General features: G+C 47.2%; 17 protein-coding genes. 9 read left to right on the top strand and 8 right to left on the bottom strand.

Annotation, left to right across the window (positions count from 1 at the left end; all coding sequences use genetic code 11):
* Positions 1-57: 57 nt before the first annotated feature.
* The 3 genes from ABDZ76_RS11655 to ABDZ76_RS11645 all read right to left on the bottom strand — a co-directional run bounded on the left by ABDZ76_RS11655 (position 58) and on the right by ABDZ76_RS11645 (position 1,560).
* Entirely contained in the window at positions 58-588 is a 531-nt protein-coding gene (locus tag ABDZ76_RS11655) for a YcnI family copper-binding membrane protein (protein ID WP_343805660.1), read from the bottom strand.
* Between the two features lie 169 nt (positions 589-757).
* A complete protein-coding gene (locus ABDZ76_RS11650; RefSeq protein ID WP_343805658.1) occupies positions 758-1,177 on the bottom strand; it encodes a hypothetical protein in 420 nt (139 codons plus the stop codon).
* Between the two features lie 2 nt (positions 1,178-1,179).
* The gene (locus ABDZ76_RS11645) at positions 1,180-1,560 is read right to left on the bottom strand and encodes a c-type cytochrome (protein ID WP_343805656.1); all 381 of its coding nucleotides are present in this window, start codon (positions 1,558-1,560) and stop codon (positions 1,180-1,182) included.
* Between the two features lie 314 nt (positions 1,561-1,874).
* Between ABDZ76_RS11645 and ABDZ76_RS11640 the strand changes: the two genes are divergently transcribed.
* Both ABDZ76_RS11640 and ABDZ76_RS11635 read left to right on the top strand, forming a co-directional pair.
* Positions 1,875-3,137 carry an ATP-binding protein gene (locus tag ABDZ76_RS11640; RefSeq protein WP_343805654.1) on the top strand — a complete coding sequence of 421 codons (1,263 nt, stop codon included), beginning with the start codon at positions 1,875-1,877 and terminating at the stop codon, positions 3,135-3,137.
* Positions 3,130-3,663 (top strand): response regulator transcription factor, encoded by a 534-nt coding sequence (locus tag ABDZ76_RS11635; protein ID WP_343805652.1) that lies wholly within the window; start codon positions 3,130-3,132, stop codon positions 3,661-3,663. Before ABDZ76_RS11640 ends, ABDZ76_RS11635 begins: the two co-directional genes overlap by 8 nt.
* A gap of 32 nt (positions 3,664-3,695) precedes the next feature.
* Here the strand turns inward: ABDZ76_RS11635 and ABDZ76_RS11630 are convergent, their stop codons facing one another.
* Together ABDZ76_RS11630 and ABDZ76_RS11625 are read right to left on the bottom strand one after the other, a co-directional pair.
* Entirely contained in the window at positions 3,696-5,696 is a 2,001-nt protein-coding gene (locus ABDZ76_RS11630; protein WP_343805650.1) for a BCCT family transporter, read from the bottom strand.
* Positions 5,697-5,816: 120 nt separating this feature from the next.
* The gene (locus ABDZ76_RS11625) at positions 5,817-6,287 is read right to left on the bottom strand and encodes an Lrp/AsnC family transcriptional regulator (protein ID WP_343805648.1); all 471 of its coding nucleotides are present in this window, start codon (positions 6,285-6,287) and stop codon (positions 5,817-5,819) included.
* Positions 6,288-6,442: 155 nt separating this feature from the next.
* On the opposite strand from ABDZ76_RS11625, the gene ABDZ76_RS11620 reads away from it, so the two are divergent.
* The 3 genes from ABDZ76_RS11620 (at position 6,443) to ABDZ76_RS11610 (ending at position 9,616) form a co-directional block, all read left to right on the top strand.
* Positions 6,443-8,059, top strand: coding sequence for a peptidoglycan D,D-transpeptidase FtsI family protein (locus ABDZ76_RS11620; RefSeq protein ID WP_343805646.1), 1,617 nt, complete (start codon positions 6,443-6,445; stop codon positions 8,057-8,059).
* A 70-nt stretch (positions 8,060-8,129) separates the two neighbouring features.
* Complete coding sequence (locus tag ABDZ76_RS11615) at positions 8,130-8,852, top strand: L,D-transpeptidase (RefSeq protein WP_343805643.1); 723 nt, start codon at positions 8,130-8,132, stop codon at positions 8,850-8,852.
* 92 nt (positions 8,853-8,944) lie between these two features.
* Positions 8,945-9,616, top strand: a complete 672-nt coding sequence (locus tag ABDZ76_RS11610) for a L,D-transpeptidase (protein ID WP_343805641.1) — start codon at positions 8,945-8,947, stop codon at positions 9,614-9,616.
* 72 nt (positions 9,617-9,688) lie between these two features.
* On the opposite strand, the gene ABDZ76_RS11605 is transcribed toward ABDZ76_RS11610, so the two are convergent.
* Both ABDZ76_RS11605 and ABDZ76_RS11600 read right to left on the bottom strand, forming a co-directional pair.
* The gene (locus ABDZ76_RS11605) at positions 9,689-10,798 is read right to left on the bottom strand and encodes a sterol desaturase family protein (protein ID WP_343805639.1); all 1,110 of its coding nucleotides are present in this window, start codon (positions 10,796-10,798) and stop codon (positions 9,689-9,691) included.
* Positions 10,795-11,415: a phosphatase PAP2 family protein gene (locus ABDZ76_RS11600; protein ID WP_343805637.1), complete on the bottom strand. Its 621-nt coding sequence runs from the start codon at positions 11,413-11,415 to the stop codon at positions 10,795-10,797. Before ABDZ76_RS11600 ends, ABDZ76_RS11605 begins: the two co-directional genes overlap by 4 nt.
* A gap of 164 nt (positions 11,416-11,579) precedes the next feature.
* On the opposite strand from ABDZ76_RS11600, the gene ABDZ76_RS11595 reads away from it, so the two are divergent.
* The 4 genes from ABDZ76_RS11595 to ABDZ76_RS11580 are packed head-to-tail and all read left to right on the top strand — an operon-like array spanning position 11,580 to position 15,679.
* Complete coding sequence (locus tag ABDZ76_RS11595) at positions 11,580-12,590, top strand: 3-oxoacyl-[acyl-carrier-protein] synthase III C-terminal domain-containing protein (protein WP_343805635.1); 1,011 nt, start codon at positions 11,580-11,582, stop codon at positions 12,588-12,590.
* The gene (locus tag ABDZ76_RS11590) at positions 12,590-13,567 is read left to right on the top strand and encodes an NAD-dependent epimerase/dehydratase family protein (protein ID WP_343805633.1); all 978 of its coding nucleotides are present in this window, start codon (positions 12,590-12,592) and stop codon (positions 13,565-13,567) included. The genes ABDZ76_RS11595 and ABDZ76_RS11590 overlap by 1 nt, the downstream gene beginning before the upstream one ends.
* Entirely contained in the window at positions 13,551-14,411 is an 861-nt protein-coding gene (locus tag ABDZ76_RS11585) for an MBL fold metallo-hydrolase (RefSeq protein WP_343805631.1), read from the top strand. The genes ABDZ76_RS11590 and ABDZ76_RS11585 overlap by 17 nt, the downstream gene beginning before the upstream one ends.
* Positions 14,408-15,679 (top strand): F390 synthetase-related protein, encoded by a 1,272-nt coding sequence (locus tag ABDZ76_RS11580; RefSeq protein WP_343805629.1) that lies wholly within the window; start codon positions 14,408-14,410, stop codon positions 15,677-15,679. The genes ABDZ76_RS11585 and ABDZ76_RS11580 overlap by 4 nt, the downstream gene beginning before the upstream one ends.
* An 18-nt stretch (positions 15,680-15,697) precedes the next feature.
* Here ABDZ76_RS11580 and ABDZ76_RS11575 read toward each other — a convergent pair whose 3' ends face one another.
* The gene (locus ABDZ76_RS11575) at positions 15,698-16,618 is read right to left on the bottom strand and encodes a LysR family transcriptional regulator (protein WP_343805627.1); all 921 of its coding nucleotides are present in this window, start codon (positions 16,616-16,618) and stop codon (positions 15,698-15,700) included.
* Positions 16,619-16,731 lie beyond the last annotated feature (113 nt).

Raw genomic sequence — 16,731 nt, 5'->3', positions numbered from 1 at the left:
TCTGTCCGGCATATAAGGTTGACCGGCGTATTAAATACGCCGGTCCGTTTTTAGCTTTTAGTGACCGCCGGTCTTTTCCAGCAGCTTCAAGCCCGGTGCTGGTAATTCCAGATCATCGGATGACTGACCATCGGCCGGAATTTCAATCCAACGCTCTGCCAGATCACCTGGGCACTCTTGCACAACAGGGAAATAAAGCATTTCACCGGCTTTCAAATCTGTAGTCAAATAAGCGCGCAAGACAAATTCATCATATTCGTCATCGCCAAGATTGCCGCCGCTCCAGATAACTTCTTTCACGCCTTCAGTGGTTGGCGTGCCGTAATAATCATAGCTTTTACCATATTCGCCACGGTTTTTTTCCAGTTCCCATCCAGCTTTCGGCATTGGCTTGACGGCAATAACGCCATCAGGAATTTTCACACGAACAACATTGGTTGGCTTACCTTCACAGCCATGCGGCACGCGCAACACAGCCTTATATGTCGAGCCGACAGGCGCTTCATTTTTCTCAAGGCTAACATGGGCAAAGGCTGCTGAACTGCTGATAGCAACGATCACGGCAGCAAGGGTCAGTTTATTAATCATGTCAAAGTTCCATAGGGTTGAGACCGGTTTTCACCGGCGGATTTTTCGGCTCGTGCATGAAATTTCATGACAACCGGATGGATGAGCCTTTTTGAAAGTGAAAATAAAAGGCAATCTGCAGCAAGCGTCTGGATAAAAGACGTGCAGCAATGACGCGTTCATCAGTCAATCAAATTGACCGGTCAAAATAAAAGGGAGGAGATCGGGGGCTGCCCGGACTAGCTTCAATAAGCGAGCTATGGAGAATTAAATCTGCGCTTAGTTTAAAGCCAGAATTATGCGGTAATAACGGATTACCGAGGCAGTGGCCGTCTGGATGATCTGTCAAAACGGGAGCAAACATGTTGCAACCAATCGTGCAACAATCGGGCATCATCCGTTGATCGGTTTGATCTGAAGAATTATCCAGCGTGACACTTGCAGTAATGCAGAGCGGGTTGCCAAATGCATCAAGCATGGGAGAACTGGCGGCGTAACCGGAAGCCAATGCGCCTGTCAGGGACTGCAAGACGAGCAGCAAGGCTGCGACAAGCGCGATACCTTTCCCTCGAAATAGCAGCCATGAATTACGCACTGTTTTTTTCTTCACTTTTATTCAGCTTTGGACGGATCATTCAGATAAGCAATCAGATTGCTCAGATCATCTGGCTTTTTGACACCTGCAAATGCCATTGACGTGCCTTTGACAGTGGCTTTCGGGGCATTTAAAAACTGCGCCAGCAGCTCTGCACCCCATATTTTACCGCCATCTGCAAATTCTGTCATGGCTGCTGAATATTTGAAGCCTTCAGCGGATGCAATAGGGCGGCCTACGACACCTGCCAGTGTTGGCCCCACGCGATTGGCTCCATCAATGGTATGGCAAGCCTGACACTTTTTAAAGACAGTTTTACCGGCAACCGGATCGCCGTCAGCCAAAGCAGGCATTGATAGGGTGGTTAAAACCGTCAAAAGAGCGATTTGTATTTTCATTGCTATTTCCTGTTTTATGCTCGGACTTTGTCGATAATGACAGATCATGCAAAATCCCTCCCGGAATGCCGGGACTTATTATGCTTTCCGCAATAACCAGCTCTTACGACAAAACCTAAATTTTGGGCGGCACTGACTGCACAAAAAATTTGGATATTGTCTTCTATAGATTGTATATTGACGGCCAACAGTGGCTACTCATAACAGCCTTGTTTAATTGTGCCCTTGGACAAATTGTCCAAGCCAGTGATGATCTTTTTATGGATAAATTTGATACAAGGCACTGACAAAGTTCCGCGATTTGGAAAGACAAAATGCCCGCCCATATTCATAATGTCACTAATAAACAGCATTTTTTATTGCTTATTCAATTGCGCTGGCTCGCTGTCGCAGGGCAGATTTTCACCATTATTCTGGTGAGCCAATGGATGGAAATTAAACTGCCTGTCGGTGCTATGGCTATCGTCATCGGCTTGTTATGTGTGTTGAACAGCGTCAGCTATGTTCATTATAAAAAAGAAAAATATGTCAGCAAAACATTGATGTTTGTCGGATTGCTGCTCGATGTTTTAGCTTTATCAGTGCAGTTTTATCTCAGTGGCGGGGCATCTAATCCGTTCATTTCACTGTTTTTGCTTCAGATTATTCTAGCAGTCGTTTTGCTGGAGGCATGGGCAACATGGATACTGGTTGTGCTATCCAGCTTCTGTTTTATTGTTCTGACGATTTATTATCGCCCGATTGAAATTCCGCATCACCATGGAAGTGATTTTTTCAATCTACATATTCAAGGCATGTTTATTTGCTTTGTGCTGGCATCTGTTTTGCTGGTTTTGTTTGTTACGCGCATTCAGCGCAATTTAAGCGCACGCGATGCACAATCGGCAGAAGAAGATCATATTGTCCGCATGGGATTGATGGCTTCGGGTGCCGCGCATGAGCTTGGCACACCGCTGGCAACGGTATCGGTTATTTTGAGCGATTGGCAACGTATGCCCTTGTTTCAAAAGGATCCCGTTTTGGAGGAGGAGCTAACAGACATGTTGGCTCAGATAGATCGATGCAAGACAATCGTTTCAGACATTTTGTTGTCTTCCGGCACCGCACGCGGTGAGGGGGCCGTGCGCACAACAATCAATCAGTTTTTAGATGGTCTGGTCAACGAATGGGAAAGTCTTTACCCATCAACGCACACACATTATCACAATCATTGTCAGCCGGATGTGCCGATAATTTGTGATATTGCTCTGAAACAAATGATTTTCAATGTGATGGACAATGCGCGAGAAGCATCAGCAAATCAAGTTGGCATTACAGCCACTATAGAAGACGATAATTTGGTTATTTCAATCAGTGATGAAGGGGCAGGGTTTAAGCCTGATGTTTTAGCGGAACTCGGCAAGGCATATTGTTCCACCAAAGGGCGCCCAGAAGGTGGTTTGGGCCTTTATCTGGTCAGCAATGTTGTGCGCAAGCTCAACGGTCAAATGACGGCACAAAACAAAGCGGATAAAGGCGCAATTGTTACAATCCGTCTGCCGCTTACCTCTTTATGCTATGGTGAATGCAATGACTGATAAGCGTGAATTGCTGATTATTGAGGATGATGCATCTTTTGCGCGTGCTTTAAAGCGCTCATTTGAGCGGCGTGATTACAGTGTGCATTTATGCGATGATATTGATCAGGTTCAGCACATTTTAGCCGTTGCATCGCCCGCTTTTGCGGTGGTGGATTTAAAATTGCCCAGCGGCTCAGGTCTTGAATGCGTGAAACAGTTGCATCAGCATGACCGTAATATGAAGATTGTTGTGCTCACCGGCTTTGCCAGCATTGCCACTGCGGTTGAGGCGATCAAGCTTGGCGCCTGCCAGTATCTGCCCAAACCTTCTAATACTAATGATATTATTGCAGCTTTTGACAAGCAAGAGGGCGACGCATCTGTGCGCCTGACGACACGCCCCACTTCTATTAAAAATCTGGAATGGGAGCGTATCCACGAAACATTGGTGGAGGCAGAATTCAATATTTCTGAAACTGCCCGTCGCCTTGGTATGCACCGCCGAACATTAGCACGAAAGCTGGAGAAGAGGCGGGTGAAGTAAGCAGTCGTTAGCAACTTCACCCATTAGTTTGTTTAGCTCAATTCCGCAGTGGAATGCTCAGGCGCACTGTGTACCAGTTGCGTTTCAGGCGTATGAACCAAAGCCAGATAGCGTTCAAACTGAACCAGAATATCAGCAATCAGCTGCTCTCTGGTAAAGCCCATCACATCATATCCGCGCCCGCCACTGGAAAAATATGTGCGTGCTTCATGCCGGTAATTGGGTTTGCCAACGCCAAGCGTTGAATAGGCAGGTGCGAGTTGTTGCACCGGCATAATGCCATAAATAAAATCGCGCATGCCCTCAGCAGTAGAACGCAGTGCAATTGCGCCATTTTCGTCTTCATCGACTATCGTTTCACGGCCGCGATTGTTCAGCTCTTTGGTTACGGCATTGAGTGCGTCTCTGGCGGTGCCATTAATAAAATTAGCAACCTCGCGTTTTGTTGGTGCGTGCAAAATCAATGAGAGCCTGCGCTGCCATGTCAGGCCGGAGGCGGGCTGTGCACTTGGTGGTGATGGTATTGTTGCCTGCGCTTCCTTTTGTGCCAAGTCTGCTTTCATGCCTTTGAAAAGCGACCAGACCAGCGCCAGAATAACCACACAAAACGGCAATGCACTGGCAATGGTGACCGATTGTAGCGCATTCAAGCCACCTGCAATCAGCAGGCTTGCTGCAACGACGCCTTCCAAAGCACACCAGAAAACACGCTGACCTGTAGTGGTTTCAGTTTCACCACCTGCGGCAATCGCATCAATAACCAATGAGCCTGAATCTGCGGAAGTGACAAAGAAAATTGCAACGAGCAATACCGCCAACCCGGAGGTCAGCGTCGTCCATGGCAGATATTCAAAGAAATAGAACAGGCCGACAGAAACATCAGCGGCAATTTCCGCGCCCAATTTACCACCGGCAACGGTTGTATCGATCATGATTGCCGAATTGCCAAAAACCGTCATCCAGAAGAATGTAAAACCGGCAGGGATAAAGAGAACAGCTGTCACGAATTCACGAACTGTACGGCCGCGTGAAATGCGGGCAATAAACATACCGACAAATGGTGACCAGGAAATCCACCACGCCCAATAAAACAATGTCCACGCATCCACCCAAGGCGTTGGCTCATAAGCATAAATATTGAATGTGCGTAGAACAATTGTATCAAGATAAAGACCGATATTTTGCACAAAATCTCGGAAAAGCTCTGTCGTCGGCCCGACAACAAGCACAAAAAGCATCAGTAAAATTGCAAAAATTAAGTTGGTTTCAGATAAAATCTTTACGCCTTTATCAAGGCCGGTCACCACGGAAATCGTGGCCAGCGTAGTGACGACTGCAACCAGCGGCAATTGAATATGCAGACCGATTGGTACGCCGAGCAAGTAGTTCAGACCGGCATTCATCTGCGACACGCCGAGCCCCATTGAGGTTGCAATACCAAACATTGTTCCGACAATTGCAAAAATATCAACGGCATGGCCGATCGGGCCATTGATGCGTTCTTTCAGCAATGGATAGAGGCCCGAGCGGATTGTCAGCGGTAAATTATAACGATAGCCGAAATAAGCCAGCGATAACCCGACAACGGCATAAATTGCCCATGCGTGAATGCCCCAATGGAAAAATGTAACGGCCATTGCCTCGCGCGTTGCCGCAATGGAGCGGGGCTCCGCTGTAGGTGGCGCCATAAAATGCGTCATCGGCTCGCCAACGGCATAATACATCAAGCCGATGCCCATGCCGGCTGCAAACAACATGGCGATCCATGATATGAAACTAAAATCAGGCGTTGCATCATCAGGCCCGAGCTTTAAGCGCCCATAACGCCCCAAACAAATCAGCAAAACGCTGATGAGAAAGATGCCAACAGAGAGCAGGTAAAACCAGCCGAAATTGGTGAGGATCATTTGCTGCAATTGTGCAAAGATCACAGCTGCCCGATCAGGGACAACAACACCGACTGCTAAGAATATTCCAATGATAATAATAGCACCGAAAAACACTGGCGGATTTATTATAAATTTAGCAGGCATGAGCGCTCTCTGAAGTTGATGGCTTAAGGGCGGCAATCATATTTGTCTGAGCTGTTGAATAATAGCAAGATCGTTATGATGTGAAAATTAGCCGAGTGGTTAATATCGTATGGTAAATGTTTATAACGGCAGTGAAAGATCAGATTTAACTCTGTCTAATACTATGATCGTACGATAAGACATGACTAAGGGATTTTCGCTCAGCAAGCGAGCGGTTTGCGCTTCATATTCTTCGGTGCTTGGCACACTCATTATTAATATGATGCCTGCACTGCCAGCAACGCCATAACACTGCTGCACATCCTCGGCATTTTTAAACATTTTCTTAGCGGCTGCGACAGTGGTTGAGCGCTCATCACGCAATGTGACTTCAATGATGACGGTTACAGGAAGGCCAACTGCTGTAGGCTCAACAATAGCTGAAATTTTTTTAATCGCCCCGCTTTTTTGTAACTTTACTATGCGCCGCTGAACGGCAGCGGGCGAAAGATGGATGCGTTCAGCCAGATCTTTTTGTGACTGCGTGGCATCTTCTTGGAGCAATCTGAGTAGCGCCTTGTCGTAACTATCCAGCTTGATGTGAGCGAACATTGCATCTTCCGTATTAAAGTGAGTGAAAATTGCACCAATATGTAAATCATAGAGCCCTAATATACGATTACATGAAATATTTCTATCTGTAACTTTCCGTGATTTTTACGTGAGGGGAAATGGTGTTCGCATAAATTTAAAAAATGCATGTGGTAATGATTAAGCACGGATCGTCCAAAAACAGAATTGCTCTTGTCATTTCATTATTCATTGCGATTTACGCAACTATTTTCATGCGTCTTGTTCATTACGGCATGGTTGAAAGCCCCGAAAAGCAATTTATTTCGCAACAAGCAAGCTTTAGCCGTCCGGTTATTCTCGACAGAAATGGCAAAATTCTTGCCATGGATATAACGGCATTTTCTCTTTATGCCGAACCGCGCCGCATTACGGATATTGATGAAGTTGCGGAAAAAGTGAACCGCATTATTCCGCAACTATCATTGAAGACCCTTTATGGGAAACTATCCAGTTCATCCGGATTTGTTTGGCTTGCGCGACAATTAACACCTGCCGTTAAAAATCAACTCATGCTGGCTGGTATACCGGGGATTGGCTTTCGACCTGAACTCAAACGGATCTATCCGGCAGGGCGTACCACAGCCCATATAATTGGCCTCACTAATGTCGATAATGCCGGTGTGGCAGGCCTTGAAAAGTGGATCGACGGGCAGGGGATTGATGATATCCGCCATGTCGGGCTGGCCAATGCCGAAAGTCTGGCGCCGGTCATCACATCAATTGATCTGCGCGTACAACATGCCTTGCATTACGAATTGTCAAAAGCGCTTGTAGAATATGGTGCAGCTGGCGTTGGCGGCGTTATTCTTAATATTAAAAGCGGTGAGATCATTGCCTTGGCTTCTTTGCCAGATTTTGACCCGCAATTTCCAACCGAAGCACAACTTCCTGATCGGCTTAACCGTATAACGGCCAGCGCCTCGGAAATGGGCTCAATCATTAAAACTTTTACCACTGCGATGGCTATTGAATATGCAGGCGCTGATCTGACCACCATTTATGATGCCACTAATCCTATCAAAGTTGGCAACCAGCTGGTACGCGATTTTTTTGGCAAAAAACGCCCCCTGACACTGGAAGAGGTGTTTCTTTATTCTTCCAATATTGGCTCTGCACATGAAGCACTGTCTGTTGGTGTCGAAGCACACCGGAAATTTTTAGTCGAAACCGGTTTGCTGAACCGTATTCATCTCGAATTGCCGGAAATTGCAAAGCCGATGGAGCCGCGCCATTGGACGCCGCCCACCTCCATTACCGCCGCCTTCGGCCATGGTTTTGCAACCACGCCCTTACAAACTGCTGTTGGTATTGGTGGCATTTTAAACAAGGGCATATTAGTGGCACCGACACTGCTAAAACGCAGTCACTCGCATACCGATTTACAGGCACGGCGCATCGTTGATGAAAAAGCGAGTGCGATTTTACGTCATTTATATCGTCTTAGTGCCGTTAAAGGTTCAGGGCGCCGCGCCAATATTGCAGGGCTGCGAGTTGGCGGCAAAACCGGAACGGCTGAAAAAGTCATTGATGGCCGCTATGCCAAAAACCGTAATTTCAATGTGTTTGCTGCCGCAATGCCGATGGATGATCCCACTTATGTTTATTTAATTGTCGTTGATGATCCGGCACCCAAATCTGAAAGACGTGGCCAAACGGCAGGTCTGACCGCAGCGCCTTTGGCGGGTGAAATCATTCGTAAAACTTTCAGCTTCCTCAATCTGACCCCACAATTTGAAGGTCAAAATATTTAATCACAACTCATGCAACTAAGTCTGCTTTTGAAACTAAGCAGAACCATGAAAATTATAATGGAGCCATCCTTTGTCATCGGGAAAAATACTATCAATTTGTGCTATCATCAGCACGCTGTTTTTGGCGGGTTGTGTCACAACACAACCGACAGATACAAGCATTTCTACTGAAGCAAAATCTAAAGAGGTCAAGCTTAAACAAGAAGCTGAACCAGTAGCTTCAACTAAAAAAACAGCGAGCAAACCGGCTGGTGATCCGGCACATATGTATCGCGCGATGAAGGATGGACGCTTTAATATTCCTGCGGTTGATGTCAAGAAAATGAACCCGGATCATATGCGCCAGATTGTGTCTTATCAATCAAATGAACCGGTAGGCACTATTATTGTCGAGCAAAAAAACCGTTATCTTTATTATGTGCTGCCTGACAATAAAGCCGTGCGCTATGCCGTTGGTGTCGGGCCTGCGGGACGCAATTTTCAAGGCACAGCAACAATTGCTCATAAACAGGCATGGCCGCGCTGGACGCCAACCGCTTCCATGATTAAACGAAACCCTGACCATTACGGTCGGTTTAAAGACGGTGTAGACGGCGGGCCTAAAAATCCAATGGGTGCCCGTGCGCTTTATATTCATCAAAATGGTCAGGATACATATTATCGTGTTCATGGCACAAATGCGCCATGGTCTATCGGTAAGGCCGTATCAGCTGGATGTATTCGTCTTTTGGCGCAGGACATTATCGATCTGCACGACCGTGTAAAGCCAGGTGCGCGTATCATAGTTCGTTAACTATGTCCGGCTTATTGTAACCAATAAATAGGATTGGTGTGCATGCTTGCATGCCAGTCCCGAACAGTTATTGATTGTAGGATATTTATATTATGTCTCTAACACGTCGAGCATTTGTTGTTGGCTTACCGGCAGCGCTTGCAGCTTGTACATCAACACAAGCTGTCAAAGAGGGGCCGAAGGTTTCCGCATATCATAACACGATGTATGCAGCCGTGGAGGGTGAACCTTTTCCGGTTCCTGCACCTAATCTGAAAAAGATTGAGCCACAATATTATCGTCGTGAAGTTGCTTATTCGAGTGGTTATGTACCGGGCACAGTGATCATTGATACACAAAAGCGTTTTCTGTATCTGCAACAGGAAAATGGCCGCGCCTTGCGCTATGGTATCGGTGTAGGTAAAGCCGGACTTGAGTTTGAAGGCGAGGGCACTATTCAATATAAGCGCCAGTGGCCTAGCTGGACACCAACGCCTGATATGATCAAGCGTGAGCCTGAGCGCTATGGCCCTCTCGCCTCTGGTATGGCACCGGGGCCAACCAATCCGCTTGGCGCACGCGCCCTTTATCTTTTCAAAGATGGGCGCGATACACTTTATCGTATCCACGGAAGTAATGAAGACTGGTCGATAGGTCGTGCCATTTCCAGCGGATGTATCCGTCTGCTTAATCAGGATATCATTGACCTTTACACCCGTATCCCGAACGGCACCAAAGTTGTTGTGTTGCAGGGGAACTCAGGGCCAATGGCTTCCGCCTCTTAAAGCAGATTAAAAACACGAGTTGTTATCGTGATCAAATAATGCAGTTATTCACGATAACAACTATCTTAAAAATCAGCTGCTTTTACGTCCCCAGCCTAGAAACACGGCTGTGCTGTGAATGATGAGAGCGATCATACCGCCCATCCAAAAAGCACTGTGCCATTGGAAATAAAAGGCAAAGCTTAGAAGCATTGCCCACGTAATTGCGAGCCAGCACACAACGCCCCATTGTCTGCCTTCACTGATACCTCCAAGGGCAACAGAACCTGCTGCAAGAAGCAAAAACAGCACAATCTGCTCTGTTAGTGACTGGCTGATTTGATAGCCGTAAAGCCAGATATATCCGGTCACCAGTATGAACAGGATTATCGCGCCACTTAGCACGATGAAGCCGGAGCTGAAAAAATCCGGTGTTTTAATTTTTCTTTTCTCACGGCGTTTTTGTAAATAATCGCGGAACGGTTCATTGCTCGCAACAAACGGATTTTGAGACGATTTTTTGCCTTTAACACCATATGCAAATTCATGCTCCGGCAAATCGGGGCGATATGTGCCGAATAATCTGTCCCAAAAAGCAAAGCTGCCTGCATAATTGGCATCTGAATAGGCTCTGTCATTAACATGGTGGATGCGGTGGTGAGCCGGCGTGACCAAAATATATTCCAGCCAGCCAAGGCGCGGTGTCAGTGCACTATGGTTCATCAATTGAATAGAATAATGCAGTACCGAAACTGTGATGAAAACTGGTAGCGGTATGCCGATCAATGCCATCGGAATGAAAAACGGAATAGATGCCAGCGATGAATACCACGAATTGCGCACGGCCAAAGAGAGATTAAAATGCTCGCCCTGATGGTGAACCACATGTACCGCCCATAAAAGCGCAAATTTATGATGCAAACGGTGCAGCCAATAAAAGCAAAAATCCCACATCAAAATGGCAAGCAGCCACACCCACACTTGCGACCAGCCAGCGACAAGATTTAGGCTCAAATGCGTTACAATGAAACCGTAACAGGCAAGCTCCAACCCGCGAAACAGCCACAGCATCATATGGCCTGAATTCAGGTTGAAAACGACATCATGCCAATCTACTTTTTCCTGTTCGGTCTTGGTGAGTATAATCATCTCCCCGAGCACCAAAATGATGAGCAGCAGAATGGGGAAAGCAATGGCCATCATAGCGCACGCCTCAAAATTCTTTTATTTTTCCAATGAAGAATATAGTGAGCAAACATGCCAGCCAAAATAGCAAGGGCTGCTCCGCCCAATGCATCAACAAATTGATGCCGGTGTAATTGCAAAATCGAGATTGTAATGGCAACACCCCAAAGGGCGATGAGAAAGCTGCGTAATAATTGCGTTTTTTGCCATAGCGCGTAAACCGCCAGAATTGTCAGTGTAACATGCAGCGATGGCAGGCAGTTTTGTAATGAATCCAACTGGATTAATAAACGCAGCACATCTGCACTGAGTGTTTCCTGTGTGACAGCCGGAAATTCCATTGTCGTTGGCCACAAGGTAAAAACGATACCTGCACCAATGGCTGACAATTGCATGGAGCGTGCCAGCCAGACCAGACGTTGCTGCGGGCAGCACAAATAAGCATAAGCACATAAGATGAAAAAGGACAAATAAAGCCATATCGCATTGGGATCAAACTTGAACCACAAATCAACGGCGGAAGGCTGGAGAAAATGTGCAGATGCCTGATCCTGACTGCTGGTGAGGCTATAGACAACCCCGACAGCACCCCATCCGGTCAGCATGTACCATAAGCGCAAATATAGCGAATTCATTCATTCTCCAGCACGAAAATATAGCTCATAACCATTGAATTTGCTTCAAAATAGCCGTTTTTATAAGTAATTACCGTCAGATTATAGTAGAAAAACACCTCTTGACGGGTGCTGACTATCATGCGACTGCGTAAATGAACACCATAATTTAAGTGCAGACATTAATGACAATCGTTCAAAATGGTGCGGGGAAACCCGGATTAAAAATTGCTGGAACCGGTGCCTATCTGCCTGAGACCCGTGTCCTTTCTTCTGAAATTGATGCTCGACTCGGCTGGCCTCAGGGCACGGTGGAAAACCGCTTTGGTTTGACCGCGCGATATGTGGCAAAGGGGCAGGAAACCAGCTCGTTCATGGCCGAACAAGCCGCAAGACAGGCGCTGAAAGCTGCCGGAATTGCGCCGCAAGAGCTTGATCTTATTCTTGGTGCCTGCGGGGTTATGGAGCAGGTTATTCCATCTACCGCCACTTTGGTTCAGCAGCGGTTAGGATTGGGGAAGTCCGGCATACCGGCATATGATGTCAATGCAACTTGTCTGAGTTTTATTCAGGCACTTGATTTAGCTGCGATGAAAATTCAGCTGGGCGTTGCCCACAATGTTTTGATTTTTTCTGCTGATGTTGCTTCCGTTGGTTTGGACTGGCGCGAACCGGATGTTGCAGCTATTTTTGGTGATGGTGCTGCGGCTGTTGTTTTAAGCGCTGACGGAAACGGCCTGATTGCCAGCCGTTTTGAAACTTATTCTGAAGGTGGCGAGGCGTGTGTGCTGGCTGGTGGCGGCACGCGCATTTCTGCCGCTGTTGACCGTGATGCAGCCGCTGAAGCATCCTATTTCAAGATGAATGGTCAGGCTGCATTTCGGATTACTGCCCGTTATTTGCCACGGTTTTTAAAACGGTTATTTACACAGGCCGATATGCATATTGCAGATATTGATTGCATTATTCCGCATCAGGCAAGCGGCCCGTCGCTAACCCATGGTTTGGCGCGTATCGGGCTTAATCCTGATCATGTCATCCAAACATTTTCGCGTTTCGGCAATCAAATTGCCACCTCAATTCCGATGGCTTTACATACGGCAATTACGGAAGAGCGTGTGAAACGTAATGATGTAATTTTGCTGGCTGGCACATCGGCGGGTATTTCCATTGGTGGAGCAATATTGCGATATTAATGGCAAAAGTTCTTGTAACCGGTGCAACCGGCTGTCTGGGAAAACGACTAAGCCTATATTTATCAGCACAAGGCCATCATGTGCTGGCGCAGGGGCGTAACCTGACGATGGCTTCAGAATTTTCAGCTGAAGGCATCGAATTTCTTGCCTTTGATTTGAAGGGTGATTATCCGGCTGCAGCGTTTCAGCATGTTGATATTGTTTTTCATTGTGCAGCGCTTTCATCCGCTTGGGGGGCGCGCCAAGAGTTTGAAGCCGTTAATGTCACTGCCACCAAACGCTTGCTTGAGGCTGCGGCCAAAGCACAAGTTGGGCGCTTTGTTTTTGCCTCATCACCCAGTATTTATGCCAATGGAAAAGACCGGTTTAATCTTGCTGAAGATGCAGCATTGACGGAGCATTTTCCAAGTCATTATGCCCGCACCAAATATGAAGCGGAATGTCTGGTGCTGGCCGCAGATAATGTGAGTGGTATGCGCACCACCGCTTTGCGCCCGCGTGCCATTTATGGCACCGGTGATCGTTCGCTGATGCCGCGTCTGTTGCAAGCTATTAAGCGCGGGCGTGTGCCGATGATTGGCGGCGGTAAAAGCCTGATCGATATCACCCATGTGTCAGATGCAGCACGCGCTATGGCACTTGCTGGATTTGAAGATGGCGCCTGCGGCGAAGTTTTTAATATTACTTCCGGTGTTGCTTATCGCTTTTCCGAACTACTGGCGGCTGTTTGCACGTTAAATAGCGCTGCCCCGCGCGAGGTTCATATTTCTTATGAAAATGCCATGCGACTGGCAAAAATGCTGGAGTTTGTGCACCGTGTTTTGATGCCTCAAAAGGAGCCAGTCATTACATGTCAGGCGGTCGCGTCACTTGGGTGCAGCCTGACGCTGGACATCACAAAAGCAAAAGAAAAGCTGGGTTATATACCAGCTATATCTATTGAAGATGGTATTCAGGATTATGCCGCAAACATCTGAAACCGTGCTGGAATTTACTTCTTTTCATATTGGCTATTGTCGCGGGCCCCTCGCAATGACACAGCGCGGTGCGCCTTGGCGCATGGGGCGTTTTCCTGCGGGTGTAGCGCTACTGCGCCATCCGGTTCATGGCACGATATTGTTTGATACCGGCTATGGTACACTCTTTAATAAAGCGACAAAACCATTTCCGGAGCGTATTTATCGCTGGCTGACACCTGTAACTTTTAATCCGGCTGATAGCCTGCCCAAGCAACTGCAAAGGCATGGTGTTGGTGCACCTGATTTAGTTTTTCTATCGCATCTTCATGCCGACCATGTGGCTGGTTTGTTTGACTTAAACACCATCCCGCCTGTTATTACATCCCAAGCAGCGATTGAAAAACTTGCCGCAAAGCGTTTAGCCAGTTTACAAGCCGGATGTCCGGCAATGTTGCGTGACCGGTTAAAAGCCTTACCTTTAAAAGCAGTTGAAAGCCTGCCGCAGCTCAGCCTTCAACCCTATGGGTTGCAAGCTTTCGGCATCGGTTATGATCTATTGGGTGACCAATCCGCGATTGCAGTTGCACTTCCCGGACACGGTTTCGGCCAAACAGGTTTGTTTTTACCCAAAACCTCTAAGGGTGCGATTTTTCTGGTGGCAGATTCCATTTGGAGTTTTCAATCTTTGCAGCGTAATTTGCCGCCGCCAAGGTTTACTTTGCATCGTTTGGGCAATGCTGCCGCTTTTATGGATAGTTTTGCAAAATTACGCGCCTTTCATCTGGCTCAGCCGCAGGTCGAGATCATCGCCTCGCATTGCACTGAAAGTTACCCGCTTTCGCCATCAGAGGTTAAAATATGAACCCGTTCAGCGTTTTTTGGCGCGCGCGTTATGGCAAAGGCTTTGCATCGCGCGAAGCGATAGCCCGTCATCAGCAACGGGCATTTGCGCATTTACGCCGCCATATTATGCCGCGCTCACCTTTTTATGCAGCCTTTGCTGATCAGCCATATGAAAACTGGCCGATGATGAATAAAGCGCTGATGATGGAGCATTTTTCCGACATCAACACAGCCGGTATCACCAAAGAAGATGCTTTACGGATTGCTTTAACATCAGAAGAAAAGCGCGATTTCGCACCAATGATCGGGCAGGTTGCTGTGGGGCTTTCCACCGGCACGTCCGGTCAGCGCGGGCTTTTTGCTTCCAATAGACGTGAGCGCGCATTATGGGCTGCTTTAATGTTGGGGCGTTTTTCACCATCATTTTTGCGCAGTCAGCGGGTTTGCTTATTTCTGCGTGCCAATAATATGCTGTATGAGCGATTGGGAAATGCGCTGATCAGTTTTGAGTTTTACGATTTGCTACAGGCCTTTAATCTCCATCTGCCACGTTTAAACAAGCAAAATCCAACAGTTCTGATTGCACCGGCGCAAATATTGCGGCTTTTGGCACAAGCTCAAAATGATGGTGCAATTAATATTCAACCCCGTTGTATCATATCTGTCGCAGAAGTGCTTTCACCTGAAGACGAGCGTGCCGTTAAAGATGTTTTTGGTGTCAGGGTGGATCAGGTTTATCAATGCACCGAAGGTGTGCTTGGCATGACATGCCGTGCCGGCTCTTTGCACTTAAATGAAGCTTATGTGCATATTGAGCGGGATATTATTGATCAAGCGAGCGGTGCTTTTGCTCCCATTATTACGGATTTGACGCGGGAAACCCAACCAGTGTTAAAATATCGCTTGGATGATATTTTAATCCCTGATGATGAGCCATGTCCTTGTGGCTGTGCCAGTCAGCGCCTGAAACGCATCGAAGGGCGCTGCGATGATATTCTTTATTGGCAAAAACCTGACGGTGAATTGCAGATGATCCCGTCTGATCTCATCCGGCAGTCTGTTGCTACAAGCCAATGTGAAATTCGTGATTATCGCGCGGTACAACATGGCCAGCACCTGCTGGAAATTTGGCTGGATACGGATGATTTTGCCTTGGCCTGTCAATATGTTGAGCAAAATCTGCGGATGGAAGCTGCGAAATTAACTACGCAGCTTCCACGACTTAATTTTCACCAAGGTATTACTAGCCAGTTAGATCAAAAACGCCGCCGCGTCATTGCGAAATAGCTTCTGGACCTAAAAGGATTAGTTTTGTTGCTGTGACATTTGCCCTTGCCTACGTGCCATTTGCACAATCCAGCGCTGAAAGGCCAGGCCAAATGGTTTTTGTAAGGCGGAGCGATCCCATGCCAGTACATAACTTTCGGCCAGTTTGAGTCTGATATCAAAAGGTATGATTAAACTGCCAGCTTTCAACTCATCATCAATCATGGAAATTTGCGCCAAGGCAAAACCTCGTGCGTTAACGGCAGCGCCAATAGCGCTGCTTGAAAGACTAAACTGACAGCTGGATAGTTTCAGTTTGTCATCAGCCTGAATATGATGCGCCCAATCTGCCCAGCTCGGAGGGGGTAGAAAATCCTCTTCCCACTCAAGACTTAAAAGCGGAAAAGATAAAATTTCTGAAGGATGATGGAGGCTGCGTCCATCCAGCAAACGAGGCGAGCAAACCGGTACAACCCAATCGGTATAAAGCTCGGTATAATGCTCATGGGCTTCGAAACGCTTGCCGTAAGTGATGCGAAAATCAACCGGCTCCTGCCCAAGTTTGGGTTCGTTTTCCTGCCCGTTAATTTTGATTTTAGCTTCGGGGTGAAGGGCTTGCCAATCAAAAATTCTGGTGCCGATCCAGCGATTGGCTACAGAAGATAAGGCACTGAGAGTTAAGGTGTTTTCGGTGCGGGCGCGTTCCAGAATATCGGTCGCTTTGACTAATTGTTGAAAGCCTTTGCTGATCTCATGGTGATAAAGACGTCCCCATGTTGTCATCTCAACCTGACGGCCTTTGCGCTCTAGTAAAGCAACGCCCAGATTATCTTCCAGATTGCGCATTTGTTGACTGACTGCACCGGGTGAAACACCCAGCTCTCTCGCAGCAAGTGTGACAGTTCCGCAGCGGCCAACAGCTTCGAAAACTTGCAATCCTTTGATGGACGTTCTTGTCATTTGTGCTTTCTCCTCCCCAGCTACTTTTTAGTTATTCTAAATAAAAACGTAGCACAAGCCAGCTTGAGTTCGTCACCCAATGCCCTGAATATCAATAGAAAAATGAGACATAC

The organism is Paenochrobactrum glaciei, assembly GCF_039522165.1.
Taxonomy (GTDB): Bacteria; Pseudomonadota; Alphaproteobacteria; order Rhizobiales; family Rhizobiaceae; genus Paenochrobactrum; species Paenochrobactrum glaciei.
The sequence above is the reverse complement of the archived record's forward strand: the minus strand, read 5'-3'. Positions and strand labels throughout refer to the sequence as shown.